The organism is Streptomyces sp. x-80, from assembly GCF_046549095.1.
Lineage (GTDB): Bacteria > Actinomycetota > Actinomycetes > Streptomycetales > Streptomycetaceae > Streptomyces > Streptomyces celluloflavus.
The window spans coordinates 83,764-109,051 of record NZ_JAJPWM010000018.1; the positions used below are offsets into that span (position 1 = coordinate 83,764).

The following is a 25,288-nucleotide window of genomic DNA, read 5'->3' on the forward strand; positions in this document are numbered from 1 at the left end:
GAAGGGCAACACCATGGCTGAGCGCCGCGTCAATGTCGGGTGGGCCGAGGGCCTGCACGCCCGCCCCGCCTCGATCTTCGTCCGTGCGGCCACGGCGGCCGGCGTCCCGATGACGATCGCCAAGGCCGACGGCAACCCGGTCAACGCGGCCTCCATGCTCGCGGTCCTGGGCCTCGGCGCGCAGGGCGGCGAGGAGATCGTGCTGGCCTCCGACGCCGAGGGCGCCGACGCCGCGCTCGACCGCCTGGCGAAGCTCGTCTCCGAGGGCCTCGACGAGCTCCCCGAGACCGTCTGAGTCCGTCGGGACCTCCGCATCCGCGGCCCCGTCGCGGCGACCGGTACCCGGGCGCCGCGACGGGGCCGTTGCGCACTGTCCGCCTGGCGGGACGCCGGGCGGACCCCCGAACCGGACTTCGGGCGCGCTTTCTTCCGCGGGCGCGCTTTCTCCGTCACGGAACGGATTCTCCGCTTTTCTTGGCTTTCCGTGGATTTCCGTGCGGACATGAATTTTCCGCGCGGGCACGGACCAGCCACACGGACGAGAATCCCCGGTACGGGAATTCAGCCGGCACCGGACACATCCGGAAATCGACGGCCCCGAATATGCGGAGCGCCGAACAACCGGTGCCCGATTCCCGTATCAGCGAGTAACCGCACCACCATGAACAGCCGCATTGCCGCGTCGCCGCATGCGAGCGCGCCGCATACGTGGTGCCCTCGCCCGCCGCTCCCGCGCGCCTCCCCCACTGTCTACGCGGTGATTGTTAAGGCCGGGCACGCGCCGTGTTGACGGGCTGTTTCACTTCCCTCACCGCCACCGCGGCGGGGCGTCGCAGCCGGTGTACCGGGCGGCCGCGCTCGATATGAGCGGCCATCAGGGCACGAGCCCGTTCGGCGTCACCCCGGGCCACCGCGTCCAGCACCGCGCCGTGTTCGTCCCACGACTCCGCGGCCCGCAGCGGGAGTTCCACCGCGTACATCCACTCGATCTTCCGCCGCAACTGGGTCAGCAGCGCCGCCAGACCGGGGCTGTCGGCCGCCCGGCCGAGCGTCTCGTGGAACCAGTCGTCCAGTTGGCACAGCTCAGCGGCATGGCCGTGCCGGGCCCGCTCACGCCCCAGCCGCACCAGGCCGCGCAGCACCTTGAGGTGGGCCGGACTGCGGCGGGCGGCCGCGCGGGCCGCGCCCAGCGGCTCCAGCAGGGCGTGCACGTCCAGGAGGTCGGCGGCCTCCTGGTCGGTCGGCTCGGCGACGCAGGAACCCGCGTGGCGGCGGGTGGTGACGAAACCCTCGGACTGGAGGGTGCGCAGCGCTTCCCTCACCGGAACCCGGGAGACGCCGTAGCGGGCCGCCAGGAATTCCTCGACCAGCCGGCTCCCCGGCGCCAGCGCACCGGAGACGATGTCCTCGCGAATCGCCGTACACACCGCATGCGCGGAAATCTGGCCTCGCATCGTCCGTGCCTCCGCCGTAATCACCTGGAAATTCCGCCGAGCGGCTTTTCCGTGACTCTATTCGACCGGGACGGCTTTCCGGCAGGGTCCGGGTATTCATGGATATTTTTTGGCCACGGGTGCGGACCGGGCGGGCCGTCGGGGGCCGGATACGCCGCGAGCCCCGGCCGTCGGGGCCAGGGCTCGGGGAGGGGACGAGGGCGGGTCAGACGTTGACGCCGTGCGCGCGGAGGTAGGCGATCGGGTCGATGTCCGAGCCGTAGTCGGGCGATGTGCGGGCCTCGAAGTGGAGGTGCGGCCCGGTGACGTTGCCGGTGGCGCCGGAGAGGCCGATCTGCTGGCCCCTGGTGACGGTCTGGCCGACCGAGACCGCGAAGGACGACAGGTGGCCGTACTGGGTGTACGTACCGTCGGCCATCTTGATCACGATGTTGTTGCCGTACGCGCCGCCCGAGCCCGCCTCGACGACGGTGCCCGCGCCGACGGCGTGGACGGACGTGCCGGTGCCGGCGTGGAAGTCGATACCGGTGTGGCTGCCGGAGGACCACAGGCTGCTGGACGCCTTGTACCCGGTGGAGACGTAGGAACCGTCCACGGGGGCGACGAAGGTGTTGAGGCGCTTGCGCTCCTCCTCGCGGGCGGCGCGCTCCTTGGCCTCGCGCTCCTCCTTGGCCTTCGCCTCGGCCTTCTTCTTGGCCTCCTCGGCCCGCTGCTTGGCCTGTTCGGCCAGCTTCGCCGCCTCGGCCTCGGCCTTCACCTGCGCGGCGGCGGCCTCGGCGACCGCCTCCTGCGCGTCGGCCTGCGCCTCGACGTGGTCGGCGATTTCGTCACCCATCACGACGGCCTGCCGCAGGGCACCGTCGTGGGCACGCGCCCCGTCCGTGGCGGCCATCGCGGGCGAGGCCACGGAGGCGACGACGCCGCCCGCCGCGAGGGTCGCTATACCGGCGAGGTTGCGGGTCGTACGGGCGCTGCGGCTCGCACGGCGGTGCTTCCCGGTGGCACGGGTGAACGCCATCTGCTGGCTTGTCCTTTCCTTCCTTCTCGCCTACCGGGTTAGCTGACGGGTTCGGAGCAGGAAGGTCTCCTACGAACTCCTCCGGAGAGGGGCCCGATTCACCCCAGGGACATATGGGTCCCCGGCTCCCCTGGCTCGCGCCGTACGGGGACTCGGCGATCGCTGTCCGGTGCTGCGGTTGCGGCGTACGTCTGGCGGACAGCGGGACCGACGCTAGAGGGGGCAACTTTCAATCGGCAAACAGAACCGGCAGTTTGTGCGGTACGCCACACCCACGCCGTACAACCAGCCACAATAATCTGGACATAAAGGGGATCCCGCGGCGGACGAACGCCACGGGATCCCCTTGTGCGATACGGACTTCGCCTGCGCGGCGGCGGCCCGGCCGGTCAGCCGGTGACGACCGTCACCTCGCCGATACCCAGCTCCTTGACCGGCTCGACGATCTCCGCCGCGTCACCGACCAGAATCGTCACCAGCCGGTCCACGGGGAAGGCGTTGACGGCCGCGGCGGTCGCCTCGACCGTGCCGGTCTCCACGAGCCGGGCGTACAACTGCGCCTGGAAGTCGTCCGGGAGGTGCTGCTCCACCTGGTCGGCGAGGGTGCCCGCGACGGCCGCCGCGGTCTCGTACTTCAACGGTGCGACGCCGACGAGGTTCTGCACGGCGACATCGCGCTCGGCGTCCGTGAGCCCCTCGGCCGCCAGGGTGCGCAGCACCCGCCACAGGTCGTCCAGCGCCGGACCGGTGGAGGCGGTGTCCACCGACCCGCTGATGGCGAGCATCGCGGCGCCGGTGCCGTCCGCGTCGGAGCGCAGCACCTGGCCGAAGGCGCGCACCCCGTAGGTGTAGCCCTTCTCCTCGCGCAGCACGCGGTCCAGCCGGGAGGTGAGGGTGCCGCCCAGGCAGTACGTCCCGAGGACCTGCGCGGGCCAGACGCGGTCGTGCCGGTCGGCGCCGATGCGGCCGATGAGCAGCTGCGTCTGGACGGCGCCGGGGCGGTCCACGATCAGCACGCGGCCGGTGTCGTCGGCGGTGATCGGCGCGGCGGACACCGGTTCGCCGGCGGTGCCGGTCCAGACGCCGAGGGTGCCGGCGAGCGCCGCGTCCAGGTCGATACCGGTGAAGTCACCGACGATGACGGCGGTGGCCGTGGCGGGCCGCACATGGGCGTCGTAGAAGGCCCGGACGGCCGCCGCGTCGATCCGCCCGACGGTCTCCTCGGTGCCCTGTCGGGGCCGGGACATCCGGGACGTGGCCGGGAAGAGCTCCTTCGACAGCGCCATCGCGGCGCGCCGGGCGGGGTTGGCGAGCTCGTGCGGGATCTCGTCGAGGCGGTTGCGGACCAGCCGCTCGATCTCGCCGTCCGGGAAGGCGGGGGCGCGCAGCGCGTCGGCGAGCAGGCCGAGCGCACGGGTCAGCCGGGAGGCCGGCACCTCCAGGGAGACCCGCAGACCGGGGTGGTCGGCGTGCGCGTCCAGGGTGGCGCCGCAGCGCTCCAGCTCGGCGGCGAACTCCTCCGCGTCGTGCTTGTCGGTGCCCTCGGACAGGCCGCGCGCCATGATCGTGGCGACGCCGTCCAGCCCCTCGGGCTCGGCCGCCAGGGGCGCGACGAGGTTCATCTCGACGGCGACGACCTGCTGGCCGGGGCGGTGGCTGCGCAGGACGGTGAGGCCATTGGCCAGCCGGCCGCGCTCAGGGGCCGGGAAGGCCCACGGCTTGGGTGCGCCGCTCTGCGGCTGCGGGTGGAAGTCCATGGTGCTCTCGGTGGAATCTGCGCTGGTAACGGCGTCGCTCACCGGGCCGCCTCCTCTTCCTCGTTGTCGGTGGCGCTGTCGGTGGCGTTGTCGGCAGCCTCGTCGGCGGGCTCGGTGGGCTCGTACACGAGCACCGCGCGGTTGTCGGGGCGCAGCCGGGCCTGGGCGACCGCCTGCACCTCCTGCGGGGTGATCTCCAGGACCCGCCGCACGGCCGTCAGGGCGAGCTGCGGATCGCCGAACAGGACGGCGAACCGGCAGAGTTCGTCGGCCCGGCCGCTGACCGTCGCGAGCCGGTCCAGCCACTCGCGCTCCAACTGGGCCTGCGCACGCTCCATCTCCTCCGGGGTGGGCCCCTCGGCGGCGAAGCGGGCCAGCTCCTCGTCGATGGCGCTCTCGATGCCCGGGACCTCCACGCCGCCGGACGTCTTGACGTCCAGCCAGCCGAGGGACGGCGCGCCGGCCAGCCGCAGCAGGCCGAAGCCGGCCGCGACGGCGCTGCGGTCGCGGCGCACCAGCCGGTTGTAGAGGCGGGAGGACTCGCCGCCGCCCAGGACGGTCAGTGCGAGGTCCGCGGCGTCCGCCTCGCGAGTGCCGTCGTGCGGCAGGCGGTAGGCCGCCATCAGGGCGCGGGAGGGGACCTCCTCCTGGACGACCTCGCGCAGTTCGCCGCCGATGATCTCGGGCAGCGTGCCGTCCCGCGGCGGCCGCTTGCCGTCGTGCGAGGGGATCGAGCCGAAGTACTTCTCCACCCAGGCGAGCGTCTGCCCGGGGTCGATGTCGCCGACGATCGACAGGACGGCGTTGTTGGGCGCGTAGTACGTACGGAAGAACGCCCGCGCGTCCTCCAGGGAGGCCGCGTCGAGGTCGGCCATCGACCCGATGGGCGTGTGGTGGTACGGATGGCCCTCCGGGTAGGCCATAGCCGTCAGGCGCTCGAAGGCCGTGCCGTAGGGGACGTTGTCGTAGCGCTGGCGGCGCTCGTTCTTGACGACGTCACGCTGGTTCTCCATGGACTCGTCGTCGAGCGCGGTCAGCAGGGAGCCCATCCGGTCCGCCTCCAGCCAGAGCGCGAGCTCCAGCTCATGGGCGGGCATGGTCTCGAAGTAGTTGGTGCGCTCGAAGCTCGTGGTGCCGTTCAGCGAACCGCCGGCGCCCTGGACGAGCTCGAAGTGGCCGTTGCCCTTCACCTGGGCGGAGCCCTGGAACATGAGGTGCTCGAAGAGGTGAGCCAGGCCCGTACGGCCCTTGACCTCGTGGCGGGAGCCGACGTCGTACCAGAGGCAGACCGCGGCGACCGGGGTCAGGTGGTCCTCGGAGAGCACCACGCGCAGGCCGTTGGCCAGCCGGTGCTCGGTTGCTGTCAGGCCGCCGGAGCCGGCTTGTTCTGTGGCCGTGTGACCCATGGGCATGTACGTCCCTTCGATCCGCTTGCGAGAAAGTTCTGTCACTGTATGCAAGCGCGTCGGCATCTGGCGAAGTTCCCGTACGAGCGGCCCCGTACGAGGGGTTACGGGCCCGTCGGCGGTGACCCGAAGGGGGAGTCGCGGTCAGCGTTGTCAGTGGGGCGGTCCACAATGGTCCGGATCAGACTCAGGCAGACCGCCGGCTGATCCCCGGCCGGCTCCCCGGCCGGACGGTCCAGCACCGTTGACCCGACATCGGCAGTAGACGCAGCAGAAGGAGCCGCAGCCGCGATGGCCCGCCGCAGCACGAAGACCCCGCCGCCGGACGACTTCGAGGAGAGGATCCTCGACATCGACGTCGTCGACGAGATGCAGGGTTCCTTCCTCGAGTACGCGTATTCGGTCATCTACTCCCGCGCCCTGCCGGACGCCCGCGACGGCCTCAAGCCCGTGCACCGCCGCATCCTGTACCAGATGAACGAGATGGGCCTGCGGCCCGAGCGCGGTTACGTCAAGTGCGCCCGGGTCGTCGGCGAGGTGATGGGCAAGCTCCACCCGCACGGCGACGCGTCGATCTACGACGCCCTGGTGCGCATGGCGCAGCCGTTCTCGATGCGGCTGCCGCTGGTGGACGGCCACGGCAACTTCGGCTCGCTGGGCAATGACGACCCGCCCGCCGCGATGCGGTACACCGAATGCCGGATGGCGTCGGCGACGTCCCTGATGACGGAGTCCATCGACGAGGACACCGTCGACTTCACACCGAACTACGACGGCCAGGAGCAGGAGCCGGTCGCCCTCCCCGCCGCGTATCCCAACCTCCTCGTCAACGGCGCGTCCGGCATCGCGGTCGGTATGGCGACGAACATGCCGCCGCACAACCTGGGCGAGGTCATCGCCGCGGCCCGCCATCTGATCAAGCACCCGAACGCCGATCTCGACACCCTGATGCGTTTCGTGCCGGGTCCGGATTTGCCGACGGGTGGCCGGATCGTGGGCCTGGGCGGCGTGCGGGACGCGTACGAGAAGGGCCGCGGCACGTTCAAGATCCGTGCGACGGTCACGGTCGAGAACGTCACGGCCCGCCGCAAGGGCCTGGTCGTCACCGAACTCCCCTTCTCCGTCGGTCCCGAGAAGGTCATCTCCAAGATCAAGGACCTGGTCGGCGCGAAGCGGCTCCAGGGCATCGCCGATGTCAAGGACCTCACCGACCGCGAACACGGCCTGCGGCTGGTGATCGAGGTCAAGAACGGTTTCCACCCCGAGGCCGTCCTGGAGCAGCTCTACAAGCTCACGCCGATGGAGGAGTCCTTCGGCATCAACAACGTCGCGCTGGTGGACGGCCAGCCGCTGACCCTGGGCCTCAAGGAACTGCTGGAGGTCTATGTCGACCACCGCTTCGAGGTGGTGCGCCGGCGCAGCGAGTTCCGGCGCGGCAAGCGGCGCGACCGCCTCCACCTGGTGGAGGGGCTGCTGACCGCGCTCGTCGACATCGACGAGGTCATCCGGCTCATCCGCTCCAGTGAGAACAGCGCGCAGGCCAAGGAGCGGCTGATCGAGCGCTTCTCGCTGAGCGACATCCAGACGCAGTACATCCTCGACACCCCGCTGCGCCGGCTGACCAAGTTCGACCGCATCGAGCTGGAGTCGGAGCGCGACCGGCTGCGGGCCGAGATCGAGGAGCTGACCCGGATCCTGGATTCGGACACCGAGCTGCGCAAGCTGGTCTCCGGCGAACTGGCCGCGGTGGCGAAGAAGTACGGCACGGAGCGGCGGACGGTGCTGCTGGAGTCGGCGGGCGCCCCGGTCGCGTCGGTGCCGCTGGAGGTCTCCGACGACCCGTGCCGGGTGCTGCTGTCCTCGACGGGGCTGCTGGCACGTACGGCCACCGGCGAGGTGCCGTTCGACGCCGACGCCAAGCGCGTCAAGCACGACGTGATCGTCTCCGCGGTGCCGGCGACGACCCGCGGTGAGGTGGGCGCGGTGACGTCCGCGGGGCGGCTGCTGCGGATCTCGGTGATCGATCTGCCGCAGCTCCCGGACACCGCCGCGGCGCCCAGCCTCTCCGGTGGCGCGCCGCTGTCGGAGTTCCTGTCGTTGCGGGACGGCGAGCTGCTGGTGTGTCTGATGACGCTGGACGAGTCGTCGCCGGGCCTGGCGCTCGGCACGGAGCAGGGTGTCGTCAAGCGGGTGGTGCCCGACTATCCGTCCAACAAGGACGAGCTGGAGGTCATCACCCTCAAGGACGGTGACCGGATCGTCGGCGCGGCCGAGCTGCGCACGGGCGAGGAGGACCTCGTCTTCATCACCAACGAGGCGCAGCTGCTGCGCTACCAGGCGTCGCAGGTACGGCCGCAGGGCCGACCGGCGGGCGGTATGGCGGGCATCAAGCTGGGCGACGGCGCGAAGGTGATCGCCTTCGCCGCGGTCGATCCGGCGGCCGACGCGATGGTGTTCACGGTCGCCGGATCGCACGGCACGCTGGACGACTCGGCGGCGACGGCCAAGCTCACACCGTTCGACCAGTATCCGCGCAAGGGCCGGGCGACCGGCGGGGTGCGCTGCCAGCGGTTCCTGAAGGGCGAGGACTGCCTGACACTGGCCTGGGCCGGCGCCGCGCCGGCACGGGCGGCGGACGCCAAGGGCGCTCCCGTGGAGCTGCCGGAGGCCGACCCGCGGCGAGACGGCTCGGGGATGCCGCTGCTCAAGCCGGTGACCGCGCTGGCAGGACCGGTGTAGACGAGGGGCAGGGGATCACGTTCCGGCCCGGGGGGGGGATCTCTCGGGCCGGAGTCGTTTCTTCCTTTTCTGTTCCTTTTCTGTTCCCTCTTCCCTCACTCCGTGCGGGCGGCGACATAGCGCAGGACGCCCCACATGCTGTGCTCGGAAGTCTCCCGTGGCGGGGTGTCGCGGCAGTTCATGAGTTCCTTGTGCAGTGCCTGCGCGTCGATGCCGCTGCCGATCAGGACGAGTTGGGTGAGGCGTTCCGCACCGCGTTCCCAAGGTGAGACGTAGAAACGCAGGAAGTCGCCCACCGCGTGCAGGGTGAACTTCTGACGGCTGCCGGGGACGTCGAAGTGGACGAAGCCCTTGATGCGGTAGAGGCCGGTGGGACGGCTGTCGAGAAATTCCATCAGCCAGCGCGGGTTCATCGGCTCATGGGAGGTGAACTCGACGCTCCGGTAGGCGGCGTGGAGGTGGGTGCAGGACTCGCCGGGGCCGTGGTCGTGCCCCTCATGCCCCTCATGCCCGTCGTGGCTGCCGCAGTCGCCGTCACGGTCGTTGGCCCAGTCGTTGGTGCAGTCGTTGGTGCGGCCTGCGGTGCAGTCGCCGGTGTGGTCTCCGGCCCGGTCGCCGGTCCGGGTGTCCAGGGCGCGGCGGCCGGGGGCACCGGTACGGTCCGCGGCGGTCTCGCGCAGCAGGTCCTCGAAGGACAGCTGGCGGATGGCCGCGTCGCGGTCCTCACCCGGTCCGCGGTCGAAGAACAGCTCCGGGTCGATCCGCCCGTAGGCCGTGCAGAGCACCGGCCTGCCGGGAGCGAGGTCCGCGAGGGTGTCCATGAGCTCCTGGCGCGCCGCGTCCGAGATGCGGTCGGCCTTGTTGAGCACGACGAGATCGGCGATGGCCACGTGCCGGTCCAGTTCGGGGTGCCGGGCACGAGTGGCGGCGAACTCGGCGGCGTCGATGACCTCGGTCAGCCCGCCGTAGACGATCCGGTCGTTCTCACTGGCGAGGATCATCCGGATGAGCTCCTGGGGCTCGGCCAGGCCGCTGGCCTCGATGACGATCACGTCGATGCGGGCGGCGGGGCGGGAGAGTCGCTCCAGGTAGGTGTCGAGTTCGCTGGTGTCGACGGCACAGCACAGGCAGCCGTTGCCGAGCGAGACCATCGAGTCCACCTGTCCGGCGACGGTCATCGCGTCGATCTCGATGCTGCCGAAATCGTTGACGATCGCACCGATACGGGTGCCGTCGCCGGTGCCGAGCAGGTGGTTGAGGAGGGTGGTCTTGCCCGACCCGAGGAAACCCGCGAGGACGACGACGGGGATCTGTTGCGGGGCCAAGGGAGCGCCTCCATGGTGCGGGTGGCGGGCCGCGCGGACCGGCCGCGGACGGGCTGCCGATCGTAACGGACCACCGCCGGCACGGGCCGTGCCCGGCCGCCCTGCGTCCCGCCCACCGGTCCCGGCCCGCCCCGTCCGGCGCCTGCCGTCCACGCCACCCGCCGCACACCGTCGGGCGCTCGCGGCCCGGGGGCCGGGGGCGGGGCCAGGGCCAGGGGCCGGCGTACGTGCGGTCCGTCAGCGCACGATGGCGGGCAGCGGCTGGGGCGTGGGCGGGCCGACATACCGGGCCGCCGGACGGATGATCTTCGAGTCCTCGGCCTGCTCCAGGATGTTGGCGCTCCAGCCGACGACGCGGGCGGCGCAGAAGGTGGGGGTGAACATCTCGCGCGGCAGGCCGCACAGCTCCATGACGACGCCCGCGTAGAACTCCACATTGGTGTGCAGCTCGCGGCCGGGTTTGAGCTCGGCCAGCAGCGCCTCGACCCGCGCCTCCACCTGGACGGCGAATTCCACCAGCGGACCGCCGAACTCCTCGGCGATACCGCGCAGCATCCGGGAGCGCGGGTCCTCAGTGCGGTAGACGGGGTGCCCGAAGCCCATGATCCGGTCGCCCCGCAGCACCCGCTCGCGGATCCAGGGGTCGATGCGCTCCGGTGTGCCGATGGCGTCGAGAGTGTCCAGGGCGCGGCTGGGCGCGCCACCGTGCAGCGGCCCGGAGAGCGCGCCGACGGCACCGACGAGGCAGGCCGCGAGATCGGCACCGGTGGAGGTGATGACGCGGGCGGTGAAGGTCGAGGCGTTGAAGCCGTGGTCGATGGTGGAGATCAGATACGTCTCGATCGCCCGGACCCGGTGCGGCTCCGGCTCACGGCCGGTGAGCATGTAGAGGTAGTTGGCGGCGTAGGACAGATCCGTGCGCGGCTCGATCGGCTGGTGTCCCTGGCCGAGTCGGTGGAGGGCGGTCAGCAGCGTCGGTACGGCGGCGCAGGCGGTGAGCGCGTCCGCGCGGCGGCGGTCGGGGCCGATGTCGTACAGCGGCCGGAAGCCGGCCGTCGCGCCGAGCAGTGAGAACGCGGTGCGCAGCCCGGCGAGCGGGCCGGAGAGAGCGCTTGCGTGGGCGATGGCGGGCAGTGCGTCGCGTACGGCGGCGGGCAGAGAGCGCAGTGCGGCGGTGTCGGCCGTAAAGGCCGCCAGCTGCGCCGCGTCCGGCAACTCGCCGTGGAACATCAGGTACCAGACGTCCTCGAAGGTACGGGCCGTGGCCAGCTCGACGGCGGAGTACTGGCGGTAGTGGTAAAAGCCCTCAAGACCCCGGACATCGCCCAGTTCGGTCTCGGTGACGATGACGCCCGCGAGCCCGCGGGGTGCGTCCATCGGTGCGTTCGCCTCAGCGATCGGCATAGCGGATCTCCTTGCTCTCCGTCCCCCAGATATTGATCTGACTGTCTATGCTTGACGCATTGGGTGTCAATATTGATTGCATCAATATCAATGTGGGTGGATACGGTGACCCCATGGCGGATCAGGACACGGATCACGGCACGTCTCACGACACGGCTGGGCAGCGGCTGAGCACCCGGGAGGCAGCCGACCGGCTGGGCGTGAAGCCCGAGACGGTGTACGCGTACGTCAGCCGCGGTCAGCTGACCAGCCGCCGCGAGCCGGGCGGCCGCGGCAGCACCTTCGACGTGAAGGAGGTCGACGCACTCTCACGGCGTGGCAGACGCCGCGAGCCCTCGGCCTCCGGAGGCGAGTTGGCGGTCCGTACGAGCATCACCCTCATCGACCGCGACCACTGCTACTTCCGCGGTGTCGACACCTCCGAGCTCGCCGCTCAGTACGGCTACGAGGAAGTCGCCGAGTGGCTGTGGACCGGTGCGCTGCGCCACGGGATCCGTTTCACCGCACCGCCCGACGCCCTGGCCGCGGCCCGCCGAGCGGTACAGGCACTGCCTGCACACAGCGGGCCGATGGACCGGCTGCGGGTCGCCCTGATCGCCGCGGCGGCCGCCGACCCGCTGCGCTTCGATCTGTCCGAGACCGCCGTGCTCGACACCGCCCGCAGCCTGATCCCGACCCTGGTCGACGCCCTGCCGCTACAGGCCCCCGGCCAGTGCGACGCGCAGTCGCTCGCCCCGCGGCTGTGGTCGCGGCTGACCTCAGCACCGGCCGGCGCGGCGTCGCTGCGCGTCCTGGATGCTGCGCTGGTGCTGCTCATCGACCACGATCTCGCCGCATCGACACTGGCCGTCAGGGTCGCCGCCTCAGCGCGCGCCCATCCGTACGCAATCGTCTCTGCCGGGTTCGGAGCACTGGATGGCGCCGTGCACGGCGCGGCGAGCGGGCTCGCGCACCGGATGCTGCTGGAGGTGCTGGAGCGGGGCAGCGCGGCCGCAGTCGTCGCCGATCATCTGCGGGCCGGGCGCCGGGTACCGGGCCTGGGGCACCGCCTCTACCCCGGTGAGGATCCCCGGGCCCGCACCCTCTTCGGGCTGCTAGAGGACGTACCGCAGGCGCGGCCGGCATTGCAGGCGGCGCGCGAAGTGATCACCACCACGGCCCGGCACACCGAGCTGCACGCCAACATCGACCTCGCGCTCGCCGTACTGACGGTGTCGGCGGGGATGCCTGCCGAAGCAGGTGAAACGGTCTTCGCCATCGCCCGTACGGCCGGCTGGATCGCGCACGCACTGGAGGAGTACGCCGAGCGCCCCCTGCGGATGCGCCCCAGCGGGCAGTACACCGGCCCTCGCCCGCCGTGCCCGCTGCCCTCCTGAAGTCCCCGTTCCATGATCGCGGTCTGCCTGTAGGTGACGCCGTCACCATCGCCCGCCTCTTGGCCGATCTCCTCGATGGCTCACACCACCCGCGGAGAACTGCCGCGCTCAGGGGAGTCGCAGGCCCACGCCAAGGTGACAACAGTCCGTTCACCGGCGCCAGGCGCTGCATGGTCATCGCCTCGATCCCTGCCGACAAGTCGCGGAGCGGGTGGGTACACGCAGCTGACGCGGACACTGCCCTGCCTCACGAAGCGCCGCAGGGGCAGGCAGATCGTCCCCTGCACCGCCATGGAATTCGAACCGTGCGAGGCGACCGCGCGGAGCTCACGGACGTTGTCGACGCCTGCGGTCAGTCTTTGGCCGCCTGCCCGGATTCCGCTTCCGTCGCGGCAGGTTAGGCTCACCTTTGTGAGCACCTGCGCTACTGCCTCCCGCGAATCGGCCGAGCCCGTGTCCGGCACCGCGGCTACCGCCCGGACCTGGCTGCTTGTCGAGCAGACCGGCCCGTGGGGCGCCCAGGCGCTGACCGACAGCCATCTCGATCCACGCACCGGACGCGCCCTGGAGGCGGCCGTGGACGGCACAGACGTACGCGTCGCGCTCATCCGCCGCCCCGGCCGGCACCCCGACTGCCACAGTCTCCCCCGCCGCCGCGTCTACCTCGCCCATACCGCCCCCGGCCGGACCTGGGTCCGTACGACGACCGTCACCGACCCGAACGCGCTTCTCCGCCTCGACTTCGCAGCGCTGGGGACCGGTGAGCACGGCGGTGTCTGGGAGCCGTACGACGGCGAGCCACTGGTCCTCGTCTGCACCAACGGCAAGCGAGACCGGTGCTGCGCCCTTCTCGGCCGGCCGCTGGCCGCCGAACTCGCCGCCGACGGAGCCGAGGTGTGGGAGGTCACCCACATCGGCGGACACCGCTTCTCCCCCACACTCTTCGTCCTGCCCTACGGCTACGCCTACGGACGGGCCACCACGGACCTGGTCAAGGACGCCGTCGAGGCCGCCCACGACGGCCGGATCAGCCTGGACCACTGCCGCGGCCGCTCCACCTGGGACCGCCCCGCCCAGGCCGCCGACCTCGCGGTCCGCGAGCTGATCCGGGAGGAGCGGGCGGACGCACTCGACGTCATACGGACCGACGCGGTGCGGGCCGAACCGGTGCGGGCCGACGGCCCGGCGGCTGGTAGCCGGACGCTCACGGGAAACTGTCCCAGCTGGACTGTTTCGGTCGCGCATTCCGACGGCCGTACCTGGCGGGTCACGGTGGAGCAGCGGGCCGACGGTGCTCCGGCGCCCGCCAGCTGTGGTGCGCCGCTCGGTCCACCGGCGCGTATGACGGTCACCTCCATCACCGCTGTCACGGGCGCCACCCTGCCGACGTGGCCCTCCTCGCCCTTCCATACGCTCGTCTGAAGCCGACGACCGGCGCCGCTCGCCCGTTTCTTCCCATCCCTTCCGGCACGCCTGACCTTGCGGCGCCTCGCACATTCGCCGGCACCGCGCCAGCGCCACGCCCATCGTCAGCCCCAGCGTCACAACAAGCCCCAGGCCAAGCGCAGTCCCCACCGCCTGCCACGCCGAAATCGGGCTCCCGCCGCCCCGCGCTGCCATGCCCCATCCCCTGTCCGCTCGGACCTCCATCGGCCTCATGGCCGCCCCCTCCTGCCGTTCCTTGCACACCACGCTCCGCGCTCAGCCATACCTCGGCCGGTGCCCAACCCTTGACGCCGCTTCGACGCCGAGCTCGCCACGGACTCGGCACCAGGCAGACGTCGGCAGCACGTTCACCCACGGCACAGCGGCCAGCCTTCACTCTGCGAGAGTAAGCGCACACAATCTGCGGCCGAAATGCCTGTGGATAACTCCGCGGGGCTTCCTCTGTCCTCCACCGCCCCGTCAGAAGGCGTGCCCCATCGCCCTCCGGAACCGGCGCAGCACAAACTCCGCCCTGGCCCTCGCCGCATCTACTGCTCGTTCATATGGGCGAGAAGGAAGAACCGGTTTCACGGCCGAGCGCCGTAGAGCCGTCGGGGCCCGCACCATCTCTTGCTGAACCGCCGCATTCTGATGCCCCTACAGATAGGCCAAGCGCTGCCGACACACCCGGCCCCATCCGGTCGGCCGGCGACGGCCCGCCCTCGGCCGACGGTCGGCTGGCATTTCCCGGGCTGCCCCTGTCCCGACTCCGCCTGGCTGGCCGCGCCGGGTCTTCGCACAGGTCCTGATGGTGCAACTGGCCATCGCCACCGGTGTCACCGCACTCGTGACCGGCCTGTTTTTCTCGCCCCGCTCAGCGCCGAACCCGATGGTTTTCCTGAGCCGCGCGAAGCGCCAGCTCGCCACACAACACCCACGGACGCCAGCGCCACCGTGAGTCCCGACGGCACCGAAGGTGCCCGTCGATCCGGAGATGCCACGGGAACCGGCCGGTGATCAACGTGCTGGTCGTGGACGACGACGTGCAGGTGGCGCAGATCAAGGCAGCGTATATCGCGAAGGTCACGGGATTCCGCGTCACGTGTCTCGCCCACACGGCCGCCGAGGCTCATGCGGCCCGCGACATCGCGACCGCACAGGCCGCCGTATGGCAGGGTGCAATGCACTATCTGGTCAAGCCGTTCACCTTTGCGGGCCTGCGCTCCAAGTTGGAGGGATACGCGGCGCAGCACCGCACCTTCGAAGGCGGTGGCCAGGCGGAGCAGTCCGAAGTCGACCGGACCTTCGGGGCGTTGGCCCGCCACGGCCGGCCCTGCCGAGCTCCCCAAGGGGCATTCCCCTGCCCCACCGCCGATCGCGTCCGCTCCGTACTACGGTCCGCCGACGCTCCGTTGTCCGCCCAGAGCGTCACCCTTCAGGCGGGATTGAGCCGACAGGCCGCCCAGCGCTACCTCAAGTTCCTCGAACGCGCCGACCAGGTCCGCCTCACCCTCAGGTACGGCGAAACCGGCCGCCCCGAGCACCATTGCGAGTGGGAACCGTGCCTGCGCCCACTGTTCCCGCCGGTGAATCCGAGCGTTATGGCTACGAAAGCCTTGAACAGGACTGACGCCAGAGTCCGGTGGTCGCCGAACACCGATTACCGTCCTGGGAGTCGGCGCTTCGCCGCACCGCACAGCTCATGGCTCACCCGCCGCACAGCCCTGTCCCGCCCGTCCCACCCGTTCACAGAACGCTCCCTGCTGCACAGTCCCGTTGACTCGGCGCGTCAAAGATGGGCATAGGGGAGGAAAGACCCCGGACGACCATTGCATTCGGATCCCTCCGAATCCGAATCCATATGTAGACCCTGCCGAACCCTTCCGCATCCTCCACGTCCTCAGGTGGGGGGCCGTCCCGGCGGCTCTGCGAGGCCGTGGCGGTACGCGTAATGGATCGCCTGGGCCCGGTCCCGCAGCCCCGCTTTGGCGAAGAGATTGTTGATGTGGGTCTTGACCGTCGCGGTGGAGACATGCAAGGTGCGTGCGATCTCCGGATTCGACTGCCCCTCGGCGACGAGCCGCAGCACCTCCACCTCGCGGGCGGTCAGCCCGTCCGGGGGCTCGTCCGACGGCTCGGGCAGGGTCCGTACGGGCTCCGCGAGGCGCTCCAGCAGCCTGCGCTGGATCTTCGGTGACAGTCCGGCGTCTCCCGACAGCACATCGTCGATGGCGCGGACGATTTCTTCGCCGTCCGCGTCCTTGGTGAGGTAGCCGCGGGCGCCGGCCCGGAGCGCGGGGAAGAGCGAATCGTCGTCGGCGTAGGTCGTGAGCACCACGACCTGGGTGCCCGGGTGCTCCGCGCGGATGCGGCGGGTCGCCTCGACGCCGTCGCAGCGCGGCATCCGCAGGTCCATCAGGACGACGTCGGGAGTCAGTTCGGCAACGATACGGACCGCCTCCTCGCCATCCGCGGCTGATCCGACGACCGCGATGCCCGGCAGCAGCCCCAGAAGCATCACGATCCCCTCACGCACCACCGTCTGGTCGTCGGCGACCACGACGCGTGCCACCGTGCGCGCCGTCATGCCGGCACCCGCAATCGCACCACGAAACCCTCCTCATCGGGGCCGGACTCCAACGTTCCGCCGAGGAGTTCCGCCCGCTCCCGCATGCCCAGCAGACCGTACCCGGAACCGCTTCGGGCGAGTTCACCAGGCTTCCCACGCCCGCCCGAGTCACGTACCACAAGGCCCACATTCCCCTCGGTGTACTCCAGCCGCACGCTCACCCGGGCGCCCGGCGCGTGCTTGCGCACGTTCGTCAGGGCTTCCTGGGCCACCCTGCGGACCGCGAGGGCGGCCTCCGGCGCGAGCGCACGGTGTTTCCCGGCCACATCCAGCCGCGCACCCTCAGCGGCGGTCAGTTCGCGAAGGAAGTCCTCGACCGGGACCATCTCACCCCGGAGCGCCGAAAGGGCCTCACGGGTGCCGTCCAGCCCTTCCCTGGCCATCCCCCGGCACGCCACCACCCGTTCCAGGAGCTTTGCACGGTCCGCCTCCAGGTCGGTGCTGTGCTGGATCAGCAGCCGGGCCGCCTCCAGGTGCACGAGCTGGGCGCTCAGGCTGTGTGCGAGGACGTCGTGGATCTCGCGGGCGATCCGCCCCCGTTCGGCGAGCGCCGCGGTTTCGGCTTCGGCCTTACGCGCGGCCCGTTCCTGTGCCAGCAGCCGATGGGCGTTACCGCGCGCTTCCGCGTCCAGCCGCACTACGTAGCCCACCAGCGCCATTCCCACGGTGGTCGCCGTGGTCGCCGGCCAGCTGTCGGTGTTCAGTGCGGCGTACACGCCCAGGGCGGCCGCGGCGCACGGCAGGGCGGCGCTCAGCGGCAGTCGTTCCATCGCGGTGATCGCGCAGACACACCACAGGACGATGGCGGGCAGCCGTGCTCCGTACGCGTGACAGGCGAACGCGGTGACCGCCGGTACCAGGAGCAGTCCGACGGACGGCCACAGGCGGCGTCGGAGGGTCATCCGGAAGAAGCCTACGAAGGCGAGCATGCTCAGCGCGAGCCCGGCGATCCCCGCGACCAGGCCCCAGCCGCGGAAGACCCGTTCCGCCAAGGTGCCCCACAGCAGACCTGCCAGTACGAGGATGCGCAGGCCCCGGCCGATCCACAGCCGGGCCCCGTTGCGGTCCTCACGGGAGAGGGCTTCCCGCAAGGGCCAGCTCGTCCAGGCGTTCAGCGGCACAGTCGTCCTTCCTGCGGGCGGCGACGGGGCTCAGCCCGCGGCAGGGACACGGTACGCCGGACGCAGGGACTGGGCCCTCCAGGTGGTGACGCCGGTACGGGTCAGCAGCATGGCGGCGATGGAGAGCATCGTGGCCGGGCCGCCCAGGTGGATGCCGAGGGGGGCGCCGACCGCGAAGAGACCGATACGCAGTGCCATACTGCCGATCCAGACCCCCGCGGTCGCCCAGCCGCCCTTCGTCCAGACGGCGCCTTCGCCGTCCGTCCACATGCGTGTGGTCCAGGCCCAGGCGGCGCCGCCGGCCAGTCCGATCATGAGTTGCGCGGCGAGCAGCACCGCGGCCGCCGTGTGGTGCGAGGGGTCCAGGAGCCCGGGTTCCCGGAGCGCCACGACGGCGAGTACGACGGGCAGTACCCACCACCTCTTGTTGTCCGTGGTGATGCGTCGCTCCTTGAACTGCCTGGCGAAAACGATCGCGACAACCGCGACGATCACGAGGATGTTCATCAGGCCACTCATGTCCTGAGCCTCCGGGGACTGGTCTCTTCGATGACATCCACGACGCTACGGAGCGGCGCCACCGGCCGGATCGGAGCCAGGGTGGGGCGGAGGTGGACATCGCGACGGGCGCCTCTCCACCCGTGGGTGGACAGACGCCCGTAGGGACCTGCGGCCGGTTCCCGTAAGACCCGCGGCCGGCTCAGGTGTCGATGCGCGAACGGTCCAGGGTGGACGCGGAGTTGGTGATGAACTCCTTGCGGGGAGCGACCTCGTTGCCCATCAGGAGGTCGAACGCCTTCTCCGCCGCCTCGAGATCGCTGATGTTGATGCGACGCAGCGTGCGGTGGCGCGGGTCCATGGTGGTCTCGGCCAGCTGGTCGGCATCCATTTCGCCCAGTCCCTTGTAGCGCTGGATGCTGTCCTTGTAGCGGACGTTCTTGCGCTGGAGTTCCAGCAGGGTCTGGCGCAGCTCGTTGTCCGAGTAGGTGTAGACGTACTTTTCCTGGCCCTTTTTGGGGTTGATCAGTTCGACGCGGTGCAGCGGCGGAACGGCGGAGAAGACCCGGCCCTGTTCGACCATCGGACGCATGTAGCGCTGGAAGAGGGTCAGCAGCAGACAGCGGATGTGCGCGCCGTCGACATCCGCGTCGGCGAGGAAGATGACCTTGCCGTAGCGGGCCGTGTCGATGTCGAAGGTGCGGCCGGACCCGGCTCCTATGACCTGGATGATGGATCCGCACTCGGCGTTCTTGAGCATGTCCGAGACCGATGACTTCTGGACGTTGAGGATCTTGCCGCGGATCGGCAGCAGCGCCTGGAACTCCGAATTGCGCGCCAGTTTCGCGGTGCCCAGCGCCGAGTCGCCCTCGACGATGAACAGTTCGCTGCGGTCGACGTCGTCGCTGCGGCAGTCGGCGAGCTTGGCCGGCAGCGAGGAGGACTCCAGCGCCGTCTTCCGCCGCTGGGCCTCCTTGTGCTGACGGGCGGCGATGCGAGTACGGGCCGCGGCCACCACCTTCTCCAGGACGGACCGGGCCTGCTGCTTGGCGTCCCGTTTCGTGGAGGTCAGGAACGCCTTGAGCTCCTTGCTCACCACCTGGGCGACGATCCGGGAGGCGGCGGAGGTGCCGAGCACCTCCTTGGTCTGGCCTTCGAACTGTGGCTCCGCCAGCCGTACGGTCACGACGGCGGTGAGACCCTCCATGGCGTCGTCCTTGACGACGTCGTCCTCGGCGACGCGCAGCATCTTGCTCGCCCGCAGCGCCTCGTTGACGGTCTTGGCGACCGACCGCTCGAACCCGGAGACGTGGGTACCGCCCTTGGGCGTCGCGATGATGTTGACGAACGACCGGACGGTCGAGTCGTAGCCGGTCCCCCAGCGCAGCGCGATGTCGACGCCCAGTTCGCGGGTGACCTCGGTCGGTGTCATGTGGCCGCGGTCGTCGAGGACCGGCACGGTCTCCTTGAAGGTGCCCTGTCCGGTCAGCCGCAGGACGTCACAGACGGCCCTGTCCTGCGCGAGGTACTCGCAGAACTCGCTGATGCCGCCGTCGTAGCGGAAAGTCTCTTCGGACTTGCCGGCGCCGTCGATACCGCGCTCGTCACGGACGACGAGGGTCAGTCCCGGCACCAGGAACGCCGTCTGGCGGGCTCGGGCGTAGAGGGTCTCGAGGGAGAGCTTCGCGTCCTTGAGGAAGATCTGCCGGTCCGCCCAGTAGCGCACCCTGGTGCCGGTCCTCGCCTTGGTGACCCGCTTGCCCTTCAGCAGGCCGTTGCCCGGGTCGAACGGGGCGTCCGGGCCCGATTCGGTGAAGATGCCGGGGACGCCGCGGCGGAAGCTGATCGAGTGCGTTCTGCTGTTGCGGTCCACCTCGACGTCGAGCCGCGCGGAGAGCGCGTTGACGACCGAGGCACCGACGCCGTGCAGACCGCCGGAGGCGGCGTACGAGCCGCCGCCGAACTTTCCGCCGGCGTGCAGCTTGGTCATCACGACCTCGACGCCGCTGAGCCCGGTCTTGGGCTCGACGTCGACGGGGATGCCGCGGCCGTTGTCGCGGACCTCCACCGAGGAGTCGTCGTGGAGGATCACCTCGATGTGGTCGCAGTAGCCGCCCAGCGCCTCGTCGACGGAATTGTCGATGATCTCCCAGAGGCAGTGCATCAGGCCACGGCTGTCCGTCGAGCCGATGTACATACCGGGGCGCTTGCGGACTGCTTCCAGCCCCTCCAGGACGAGCAGGTGCCGCGCGGTGTAGTTGGAACCGTCCCGGTCTGCCCCGGTCAGCACTGCGGTGGACGGCACGGACATCTCGGCGGTCACGCGGTTCGCTCCTCGCTGAATTTCTGGCAGTCCGCATTCCGCGGACTCGGTTGTGGCGGTGTCGCCGGTGAGAGGGTACCGAGGCCCAGTAGAGCCGATGTGACGCCACCCGTACGCATGCTCATGGTAGTAGAATTTCGCTCGTACGTTCGATCCCTCGATGGGGTGACGTCCGAGTGACGTGCACATCACGTTCCCTTCGAGGCATGAACCATTTAGGCTCCGGGCACGTCCTCATCAACAACCGGCAAGCCGGCCGGGAGGACACACCCCAGCAACCAACGTGAATCAGACCACCACGCAATACGGCTCATTCGCCGCCACCCGGCAGCACCCGGCCCGCTCGGAGAAAATTTTCGAGGAAAAGGCGCAAGCGGGAACGTTTTCGGCCTGGTTGGATGTTGACCCTGGTACGACAGCTCGTCGAGCTAGAGAAGAGGCGACGTGACTACTGTTCTGACACCCGCGAGCCCGCTGACGGCCGCTGACCGCTGCGACCGCTGCGGCGCCCAGGCATACCTGCGCGTCGTCCTGATGTCCGGCGGAGAATTGCTCTTCTGCGCCCACCACGGTCGCAAGTTCGAGCCAGAACTCAAGAAGATCGCCGCGGAAATACAGGACGAGACGGAGCGGCTGACCGCCTCTCCGGCGTCGGCGACCGAAGAGGATCGCTGACACATCGCATCCACGACGAGCGAGTAGCGGCCCAGGCCGTGCGACGGGCGGTTTCCCCGGCACCATCGGGGAGGCCGCCCGCACTCGTGCGCTCCGGCGCGCTGCACCGCCCCGTGCTCCTCAGTCCGCACCGTGGTCGGCCACCGCCGGGAGGAGCGCCGACGCGCGCGTATAGACCCCGGGGCTGCCTGCCTGGCCGCAGCCCGTCCCCCATGACACCAGCCCCACCAGCCGCCCGTGCGCCACCAGCGGCCCGCCGCTGTCGCCCTGGCAGGCGTCCTGCCCGCCTCTGGGCACTCCCGCACACAGCATCGACGCGGCCCGGTAGGTGCGGTCCGGGCTCTTCCCCGGGTAGGCCCGCCCACAGACCGGATCCGCCAACACCTTCACCCGGGCCGAACGCAGCCGCGATGCGTAGCTCCCCTCGCCGGTGGTGTCCCCCCAGCCGTAGACCGTGGCGACCGTGCCCGGGAGATAGGCATCATCGTCGCGCTCGGCTATCGGGATCGGACGGTCGGTGACCGGTCTCTCCAGTGTGAGGACGGCCATATCGCCCTCGTTCGTCCAGCTGCTGTAGCGGGGGTTCACCCACACTTTCGTGGCCTTGAGCTCCTGGCCACCGCTGCTTGCGAGGTTGTCGCGTCCGACGATGATCCGCAGGTCACTCACCTGCTGCCAGGGCACACCGAGCACCTCTTTGGTCAGGCAGTGCGCGGCCGTGACCACCGTGGAGCGGCCCACCAGCACGCCCCCGCAGAACTGTCCGGAGCGCTCGCCACCGAAACGCTGGCGGGAGGCGAGGGCCACCGCCCAGGGGCTCTGTGACAGCCGTACGGCGCTGCCGCCCACCACTGATTCGTCCGCGGCGGCCGGTATCGGTATGGCGAGGACCAGCGCGAGGGCTCCCAGGACAGCGCGGGCGGACGGACGCATCGGAACTCCTGACTCCAGGACAGTGATCGCCTACCCAGGGTGAGTCAACCGGCCGCGCCTCGCACCCGGACGGCCGCGGGCCCGGCCCCTCCGTGAAGGAAGGGGCCGGGCCCGCGGCGTTGTCCGTACCGGTTCGGCTAGTCGAGGTAGTCGCGCAGCACCTGCGAGCGCGACGGGTGACGCAGCTTCGACATGGTCTTGGACTCGATCTGACGGATCCGCTCACGCGTGACGCCGTAGACCTTGCCGATCTCGTCCAGCGTCTTGGGCTGGCCGTCGGTGAGGCCGAAGCGCATGGACACCACGCCGGCCTCGCGCTCGGAGAGGGTGTCCAGCACCGAGTGCAGCTGCTCCTGGAGAAGGGTGAAGCTGACCGCGTCGGCCGGGACGACCGCCTCGGAGTCCTCGATGAGGTCACCGAACTCGCTGTCGCCGTCCTCGCCCAGCGGAGTGTGCAGCGAGATCGGCTCGCGGCCGTACTTCTGGACCTCGATGACCTTCTCGGGGGTCATGTCGAGTTCCTTGGCCAGCTCCTCCGGGGTGGGCTCGCGGCCCAGGTCCTGGAGCATCTGGCGCTGGACGCGCGCGAGCTTGTTGATCACCTCGACCATGTGGACGGGGATACGGATCGTACGGGCCTGGTCGGCCATGGCGCGGGTGATGGCCTGGCGGATCCACCACGTCGCGTAGGTCGAGAACTTGTAGCCCTTGGTGTAGTCGAACTTCTCGACCGCGCGGATCAGACCGAGGTTGCCCTCCTGGATCAGGTCCAGGAAGAGCATGCCGCGGCCGGTGTAGCGCTTGGCCAGGGAGACGACCAGCCGGAGGTTGGCCTCCAGGAGGTGGTTCTTGGCCCGGCGGCCGTCCTCGGCGATGATCTCCAGCTCACGCTTGAGCTTCGGCGCGAGCTTGTCGGAGTTCGCCAGCTTGTCCTCGGCGAACAGGCCCGCTTCGATGCGCTTGGCGAGCTCGACCTCCTGCTCTGCGTTGAGGAGCGGGACCTTGCCGATCTGCTTGAGGTAGTCCTTGACCGGGTCGGCGGTGGCGCCGGCCGCGGCGACCTGCTGCGCGGGGGCGTCGTCCTCGTCGTCGTCCGACAGGACGAAGCCGGCGCTCTCGGCGCCCTCGGCGGCCTCGGCCGCCTCGCCCTTGCCGGGGGCCTGGGTCTCGTCGGTCGCGTCGTCGTCGAGCAGATCGTCGACGTCCTTCTTGGACCCGGTCTTCTTGGCGGTGGTCTTCTTGGCCGTGGCCTTCTTCGCCACGGTCTTCTTGGCTGCGGTCTTCTTCGCCGCTGCCTTCTTGGCAGGCGTGGCCTCGGACTCACCGGCCGATGCGTCCGCCATGGAGGCGGAGGCCGCGGTGGTGGTCTTCCTCACCGTGGCGGTCTTCGCCGCGACGGTCTTGGTGGCGGTGCGCTTTGCCGGGCTCTTCGCTGCGACGCTCTTGCGGGTGCGCTTGGGCGCCTCTGCGGCACTGACCATCAGCGTCACACCCTCCTCGTCGAGGATCTGGTTGAGGCTGCGCAGAACGTTCTTCCACTGGGTTGGCGGAATCTGGTCAGCCTCGAAGGCCCGACGCACGTCATCGCCGGCGATCTGCCCATCAGCCTTTCCCCGCTCGATGAGCGCCATCACAGACTCGGACTCGGCGATCTCCGGCGGGAGCGTACGGGATGTGCTGGCCGACACGAACAACCTCTCGGAACGATGGAAACGGCTTCCGGCCCCGGTCACTGCGGACCGGAACCGACGACCGCCGGTGGGGATGGACCGACGGCGCGGGCGCAACCGGGGAGTTGAACAGCGTCACGAACGCCGTCCGTATTCCCTCCTCGGCTATCACCTCTTAAGTCATCGCGCTTCCCCGAAGAGCGTTACGCCCAATCTGCGTGGCCCGAGTCACACCCCATTACGACCCATTCCCTGTCATATGACATGCAATCCTCCCAAGACCATCGCCGGATCCGGGCGACGCCCCGGATCCGGCGGTCTTGTACGTCCTCGACGCGTACGGAACGCCCCGTCCGCAGGGGTGTGCGGGGCACCCGGCCCCGCGGTGCCTACGGCCCGTACACGCTCGGATGCGGGCCTTCAGTGCTCGCGGGGCGCGGGGACGACGTGGTCCACGGGCGTCCCGGGGCCCTGGCCGCCGGCCTCGCCGTGTGCGGCGAGGAGCTGGCGCATCGCCGATTCGGCCGCCGTGGCGTCGCCGGCACCGATGGCGTCGACGATCCGCATGTGCTGGCCCACGGACGTCTCGACCGGGCGCTCGCAGCCACCGGCCGGGCCGCCGGAGACGTGCAGGGCCGCGGAGACGATGCCCGAGAGGTGCTCCAGCATGCGATTGCCGGCGAGTTGCAGCAGCAGCGAGTGGAACTCGGCGTCGGCGCGGGCGAAGGTCAGGGTGTCGCCCTGGGCGGCGGAGTGCCCCATGATCTCGACCATGTCGGCGAGCCGCTGCTGGACCTCCTCGCGGCCGTGGCCGGCGGCGAGCCTGGCGGCGAGCGGTTCGATCGTCCAGCGCAGCTCGCACAGCTCCCGGCGCTGGTCGTCGCGCTGGGGTCCGTAGGCCCGCCATTCGATGATGTCGGGGTCGAGGAGGTTCCAGTCGCTGACCGGGCGCACCCGGGTGCCGACGTTCGGGCGGGCGCTGACCAGGCCCTTGGCCTCCAGGACGCGCAGCGACTCACGGACGACGGTGCGGGAGACCTCGAAGCGCTGGCCGATCTCCTCGGGGACGAGCGGGCGGTCGGCGCCGAGGTCGCCGGAGACGATCATCTGGCCGAGTTGCTGGACGAGTTGGCCGTGCAGGCCGCGGCCGCGGCTGCCGGCCGCGCGGCGGCCGGCCCGGCCCATGTCTGCTTCGGTGCCGTCCCACACCGGCGGGACGCGCTCGGCACGGTCCGCGCCGGTGGCGCCGGCTCCGTTGCCGGCGCTGCCTGTGCTGGCGGCATTGCCGTAGGGGTAGCGGTCGAGCTCGCCCGGACCTGCGAGGCCGGTGTCGGCGGGGCGAGCCGCGGTCATCATGGTGTGCGCAAGGGTACTCACGCATCCTTTGTCGGCGACACCCTGAACGGCCTTGAGGTCTTTGGTGAAAAGCACACGAAAGGGTGATCGCCCGTCATCTCGCAATTGACGCTTTATCAGAAAGAAATGGGCTTTTTACGGCGAGTTGTGGGCAGCGAGCGCACCATCACGTTCGCGAA

At 70.3% G+C, this 25,288-nt stretch carries 18 protein-coding genes, 1 pseudogene and 1 riboswitch; of the genes and pseudogenes, 6 read left to right on the forward strand and 13 right to left on the reverse strand.

Features of this window, described 5'->3' with window-relative positions; genetic code table 11:
• The first annotated feature begins 13 nt into the window (after positions 1-13).
• Positions 14-295 carry an HPr family phosphocarrier protein gene (locus ACLJWH_RS30800; RefSeq protein WP_052859452.1) on the forward strand — a complete coding sequence of 94 codons (282 nt, stop codon included), beginning with the start codon at positions 14-16 and terminating at the stop codon, positions 293-295.
• Between the two features lie 469 nt (positions 296-764).
• Here the strand turns inward: ACLJWH_RS30800 and ACLJWH_RS30805 are convergent, their stop codons facing one another.
• The 4 genes from ACLJWH_RS30805 to ACLJWH_RS30820 form a co-directional block, all read right to left on the reverse strand.
• On the reverse strand, positions 765-1,454 hold the full coding sequence (locus ACLJWH_RS30805) for a GntR family transcriptional regulator (RefSeq protein WP_411145051.1): 690 nt from the start codon (positions 1,452-1,454) through the stop codon (positions 765-767).
• 205 nt (positions 1,455-1,659) lie between these two features.
• Positions 1,660-2,472 (reverse strand): M23 family metallopeptidase, encoded by an 813-nt coding sequence (locus tag ACLJWH_RS30810; RefSeq protein WP_411145052.1) that lies wholly within the window; start codon positions 2,470-2,472, stop codon positions 1,660-1,662.
• A 12-nt stretch (positions 2,473-2,484) separates the two neighbouring features.
• Positions 2,485-2,640, reverse strand: a riboswitch (cyclic di-AMP (ydaO/yuaA leader).
• A 221-nt stretch (positions 2,641-2,861) separates the two neighbouring features.
• A complete protein-coding gene (locus tag ACLJWH_RS30815) occupies positions 2,862-4,229 on the reverse strand; it encodes a M16 family metallopeptidase (protein ID WP_411145136.1) in 1,368 nt (455 codons plus the stop codon).
• 38 nt (positions 4,230-4,267) lie between these two features.
• A complete protein-coding gene (locus ACLJWH_RS30820; protein WP_411145053.1) occupies positions 4,268-5,641 on the reverse strand; it encodes a M16 family metallopeptidase in 1,374 nt (457 codons plus the stop codon).
• Positions 5,642-5,926: 285 nt separating this feature from the next.
• Here ACLJWH_RS30820 and ACLJWH_RS30825 point away from each other — a divergent pair, with 285 nt between their 5' ends.
• Positions 5,927-8,374 carry a DNA topoisomerase (ATP-hydrolyzing) subunit A gene (locus ACLJWH_RS30825; RefSeq protein WP_411145054.1) on the forward strand — a complete coding sequence of 816 codons (2,448 nt, stop codon included), beginning with the start codon at positions 5,927-5,929 and terminating at the stop codon, positions 8,372-8,374.
• 95 nt (positions 8,375-8,469) lie between these two features.
• Here the strand turns inward: ACLJWH_RS30825 and ACLJWH_RS30830 are convergent, their stop codons facing one another.
• Both ACLJWH_RS30830 and ACLJWH_RS30835 read right to left on the reverse strand, forming a co-directional pair.
• Positions 8,470-9,699, reverse strand: a complete 1,230-nt coding sequence (locus ACLJWH_RS30830) for a CobW family GTP-binding protein (protein WP_411145055.1) — start codon at positions 9,697-9,699, stop codon at positions 8,470-8,472.
• A gap of 237 nt (positions 9,700-9,936) precedes the next feature.
• Positions 9,937-11,103, reverse strand: coding sequence for a citrate synthase/methylcitrate synthase (locus ACLJWH_RS30835; protein ID WP_411145056.1), 1,167 nt, complete (start codon positions 11,101-11,103; stop codon positions 9,937-9,939).
• A 113-nt stretch (positions 11,104-11,216) separates the two neighbouring features.
• Here ACLJWH_RS30835 and ACLJWH_RS30840 point away from each other — a divergent pair, with 113 nt between their 5' ends.
• The 3 genes and pseudogenes from ACLJWH_RS30840 to ACLJWH_RS30850 all read left to right on the forward strand — a co-directional run.
• On the forward strand, positions 11,217-12,479 hold the full coding sequence (locus ACLJWH_RS30840) for a citrate/2-methylcitrate synthase (protein ID WP_411145057.1): 1,263 nt from the start codon (positions 11,217-11,219) through the stop codon (positions 12,477-12,479).
• 411 nt (positions 12,480-12,890) lie between these two features.
• Entirely contained in the window at positions 12,891-13,901 is a 1,011-nt protein-coding gene (locus ACLJWH_RS30845; protein ID WP_411145058.1) for a sucrase ferredoxin, read from the forward strand.
• 1,016 nt (positions 13,902-14,917) lie between these two features.
• Positions 14,918-15,460: pseudogene (locus ACLJWH_RS30850) on the forward strand (two-component system response regulator); the annotation flags it as partial.
• 344 nt (positions 15,461-15,804) lie between these two features.
• Here ACLJWH_RS30850 and ACLJWH_RS30855 read toward each other — a convergent pair.
• From ACLJWH_RS30855 to ACLJWH_RS30870, 4 genes are all read right to left on the reverse strand, one after another.
• Positions 15,805-16,491, reverse strand: coding sequence for a response regulator (locus tag ACLJWH_RS30855; RefSeq protein WP_411145059.1), 687 nt, complete (start codon positions 16,489-16,491; stop codon positions 15,805-15,807).
• Positions 16,488-17,654 carry a sensor histidine kinase gene (locus ACLJWH_RS30860; protein WP_411145060.1) on the reverse strand — a complete coding sequence of 389 codons (1,167 nt, stop codon included), beginning with the start codon at positions 17,652-17,654 and terminating at the stop codon, positions 16,488-16,490. The genes ACLJWH_RS30855 and ACLJWH_RS30860 overlap by 4 nt, the downstream gene beginning before the upstream one ends.
• A 30-nt stretch (positions 17,655-17,684) precedes the next feature.
• Positions 17,685-18,173 carry a DUF1453 domain-containing protein gene (locus ACLJWH_RS30865; protein ID WP_411145061.1) on the reverse strand — a complete coding sequence of 163 codons (489 nt, stop codon included), beginning with the start codon at positions 18,171-18,173 and terminating at the stop codon, positions 17,685-17,687.
• 181 nt (positions 18,174-18,354) lie between these two features.
• Positions 18,355-20,475 carry a type IIA DNA topoisomerase subunit B gene (locus tag ACLJWH_RS30870; RefSeq protein WP_411145062.1) on the reverse strand — a complete coding sequence of 707 codons (2,121 nt, stop codon included), beginning with the start codon at positions 20,473-20,475 and terminating at the stop codon, positions 18,355-18,357.
• A 444-nt stretch (positions 20,476-20,919) separates the two neighbouring features.
• Here ACLJWH_RS30870 and ACLJWH_RS30875 point away from each other — a divergent pair, with 444 nt between their 5' ends.
• A complete protein-coding gene (locus ACLJWH_RS30875; protein WP_052859426.1) occupies positions 20,920-21,150 on the forward strand; it encodes a hypothetical protein in 231 nt (76 codons plus the stop codon).
• A gap of 120 nt (positions 21,151-21,270) precedes the next feature.
• Here the strand turns inward: ACLJWH_RS30875 and ACLJWH_RS30880 are convergent, their stop codons facing one another.
• From ACLJWH_RS30880 to ACLJWH_RS30890, 3 genes are all read right to left on the reverse strand, one after another.
• A complete protein-coding gene (locus ACLJWH_RS30880; RefSeq protein WP_411145063.1) occupies positions 21,271-22,083 on the reverse strand; it encodes a S1 family peptidase in 813 nt (270 codons plus the stop codon).
• A gap of 137 nt (positions 22,084-22,220) precedes the next feature.
• Entirely contained in the window at positions 22,221-23,771 is a 1,551-nt protein-coding gene (locus ACLJWH_RS30885) for an RNA polymerase sigma factor (RefSeq protein ID WP_411145064.1), read from the reverse strand.
• A 402-nt stretch (positions 23,772-24,173) separates the two neighbouring features.
• Positions 24,174-25,130: a FadR/GntR family transcriptional regulator gene (locus ACLJWH_RS30890; RefSeq protein ID WP_411145065.1), complete on the reverse strand. Its 957-nt coding sequence runs from the start codon at positions 25,128-25,130 to the stop codon at positions 24,174-24,176.
• Positions 25,131-25,288: the final 158 nt, after the last annotated feature.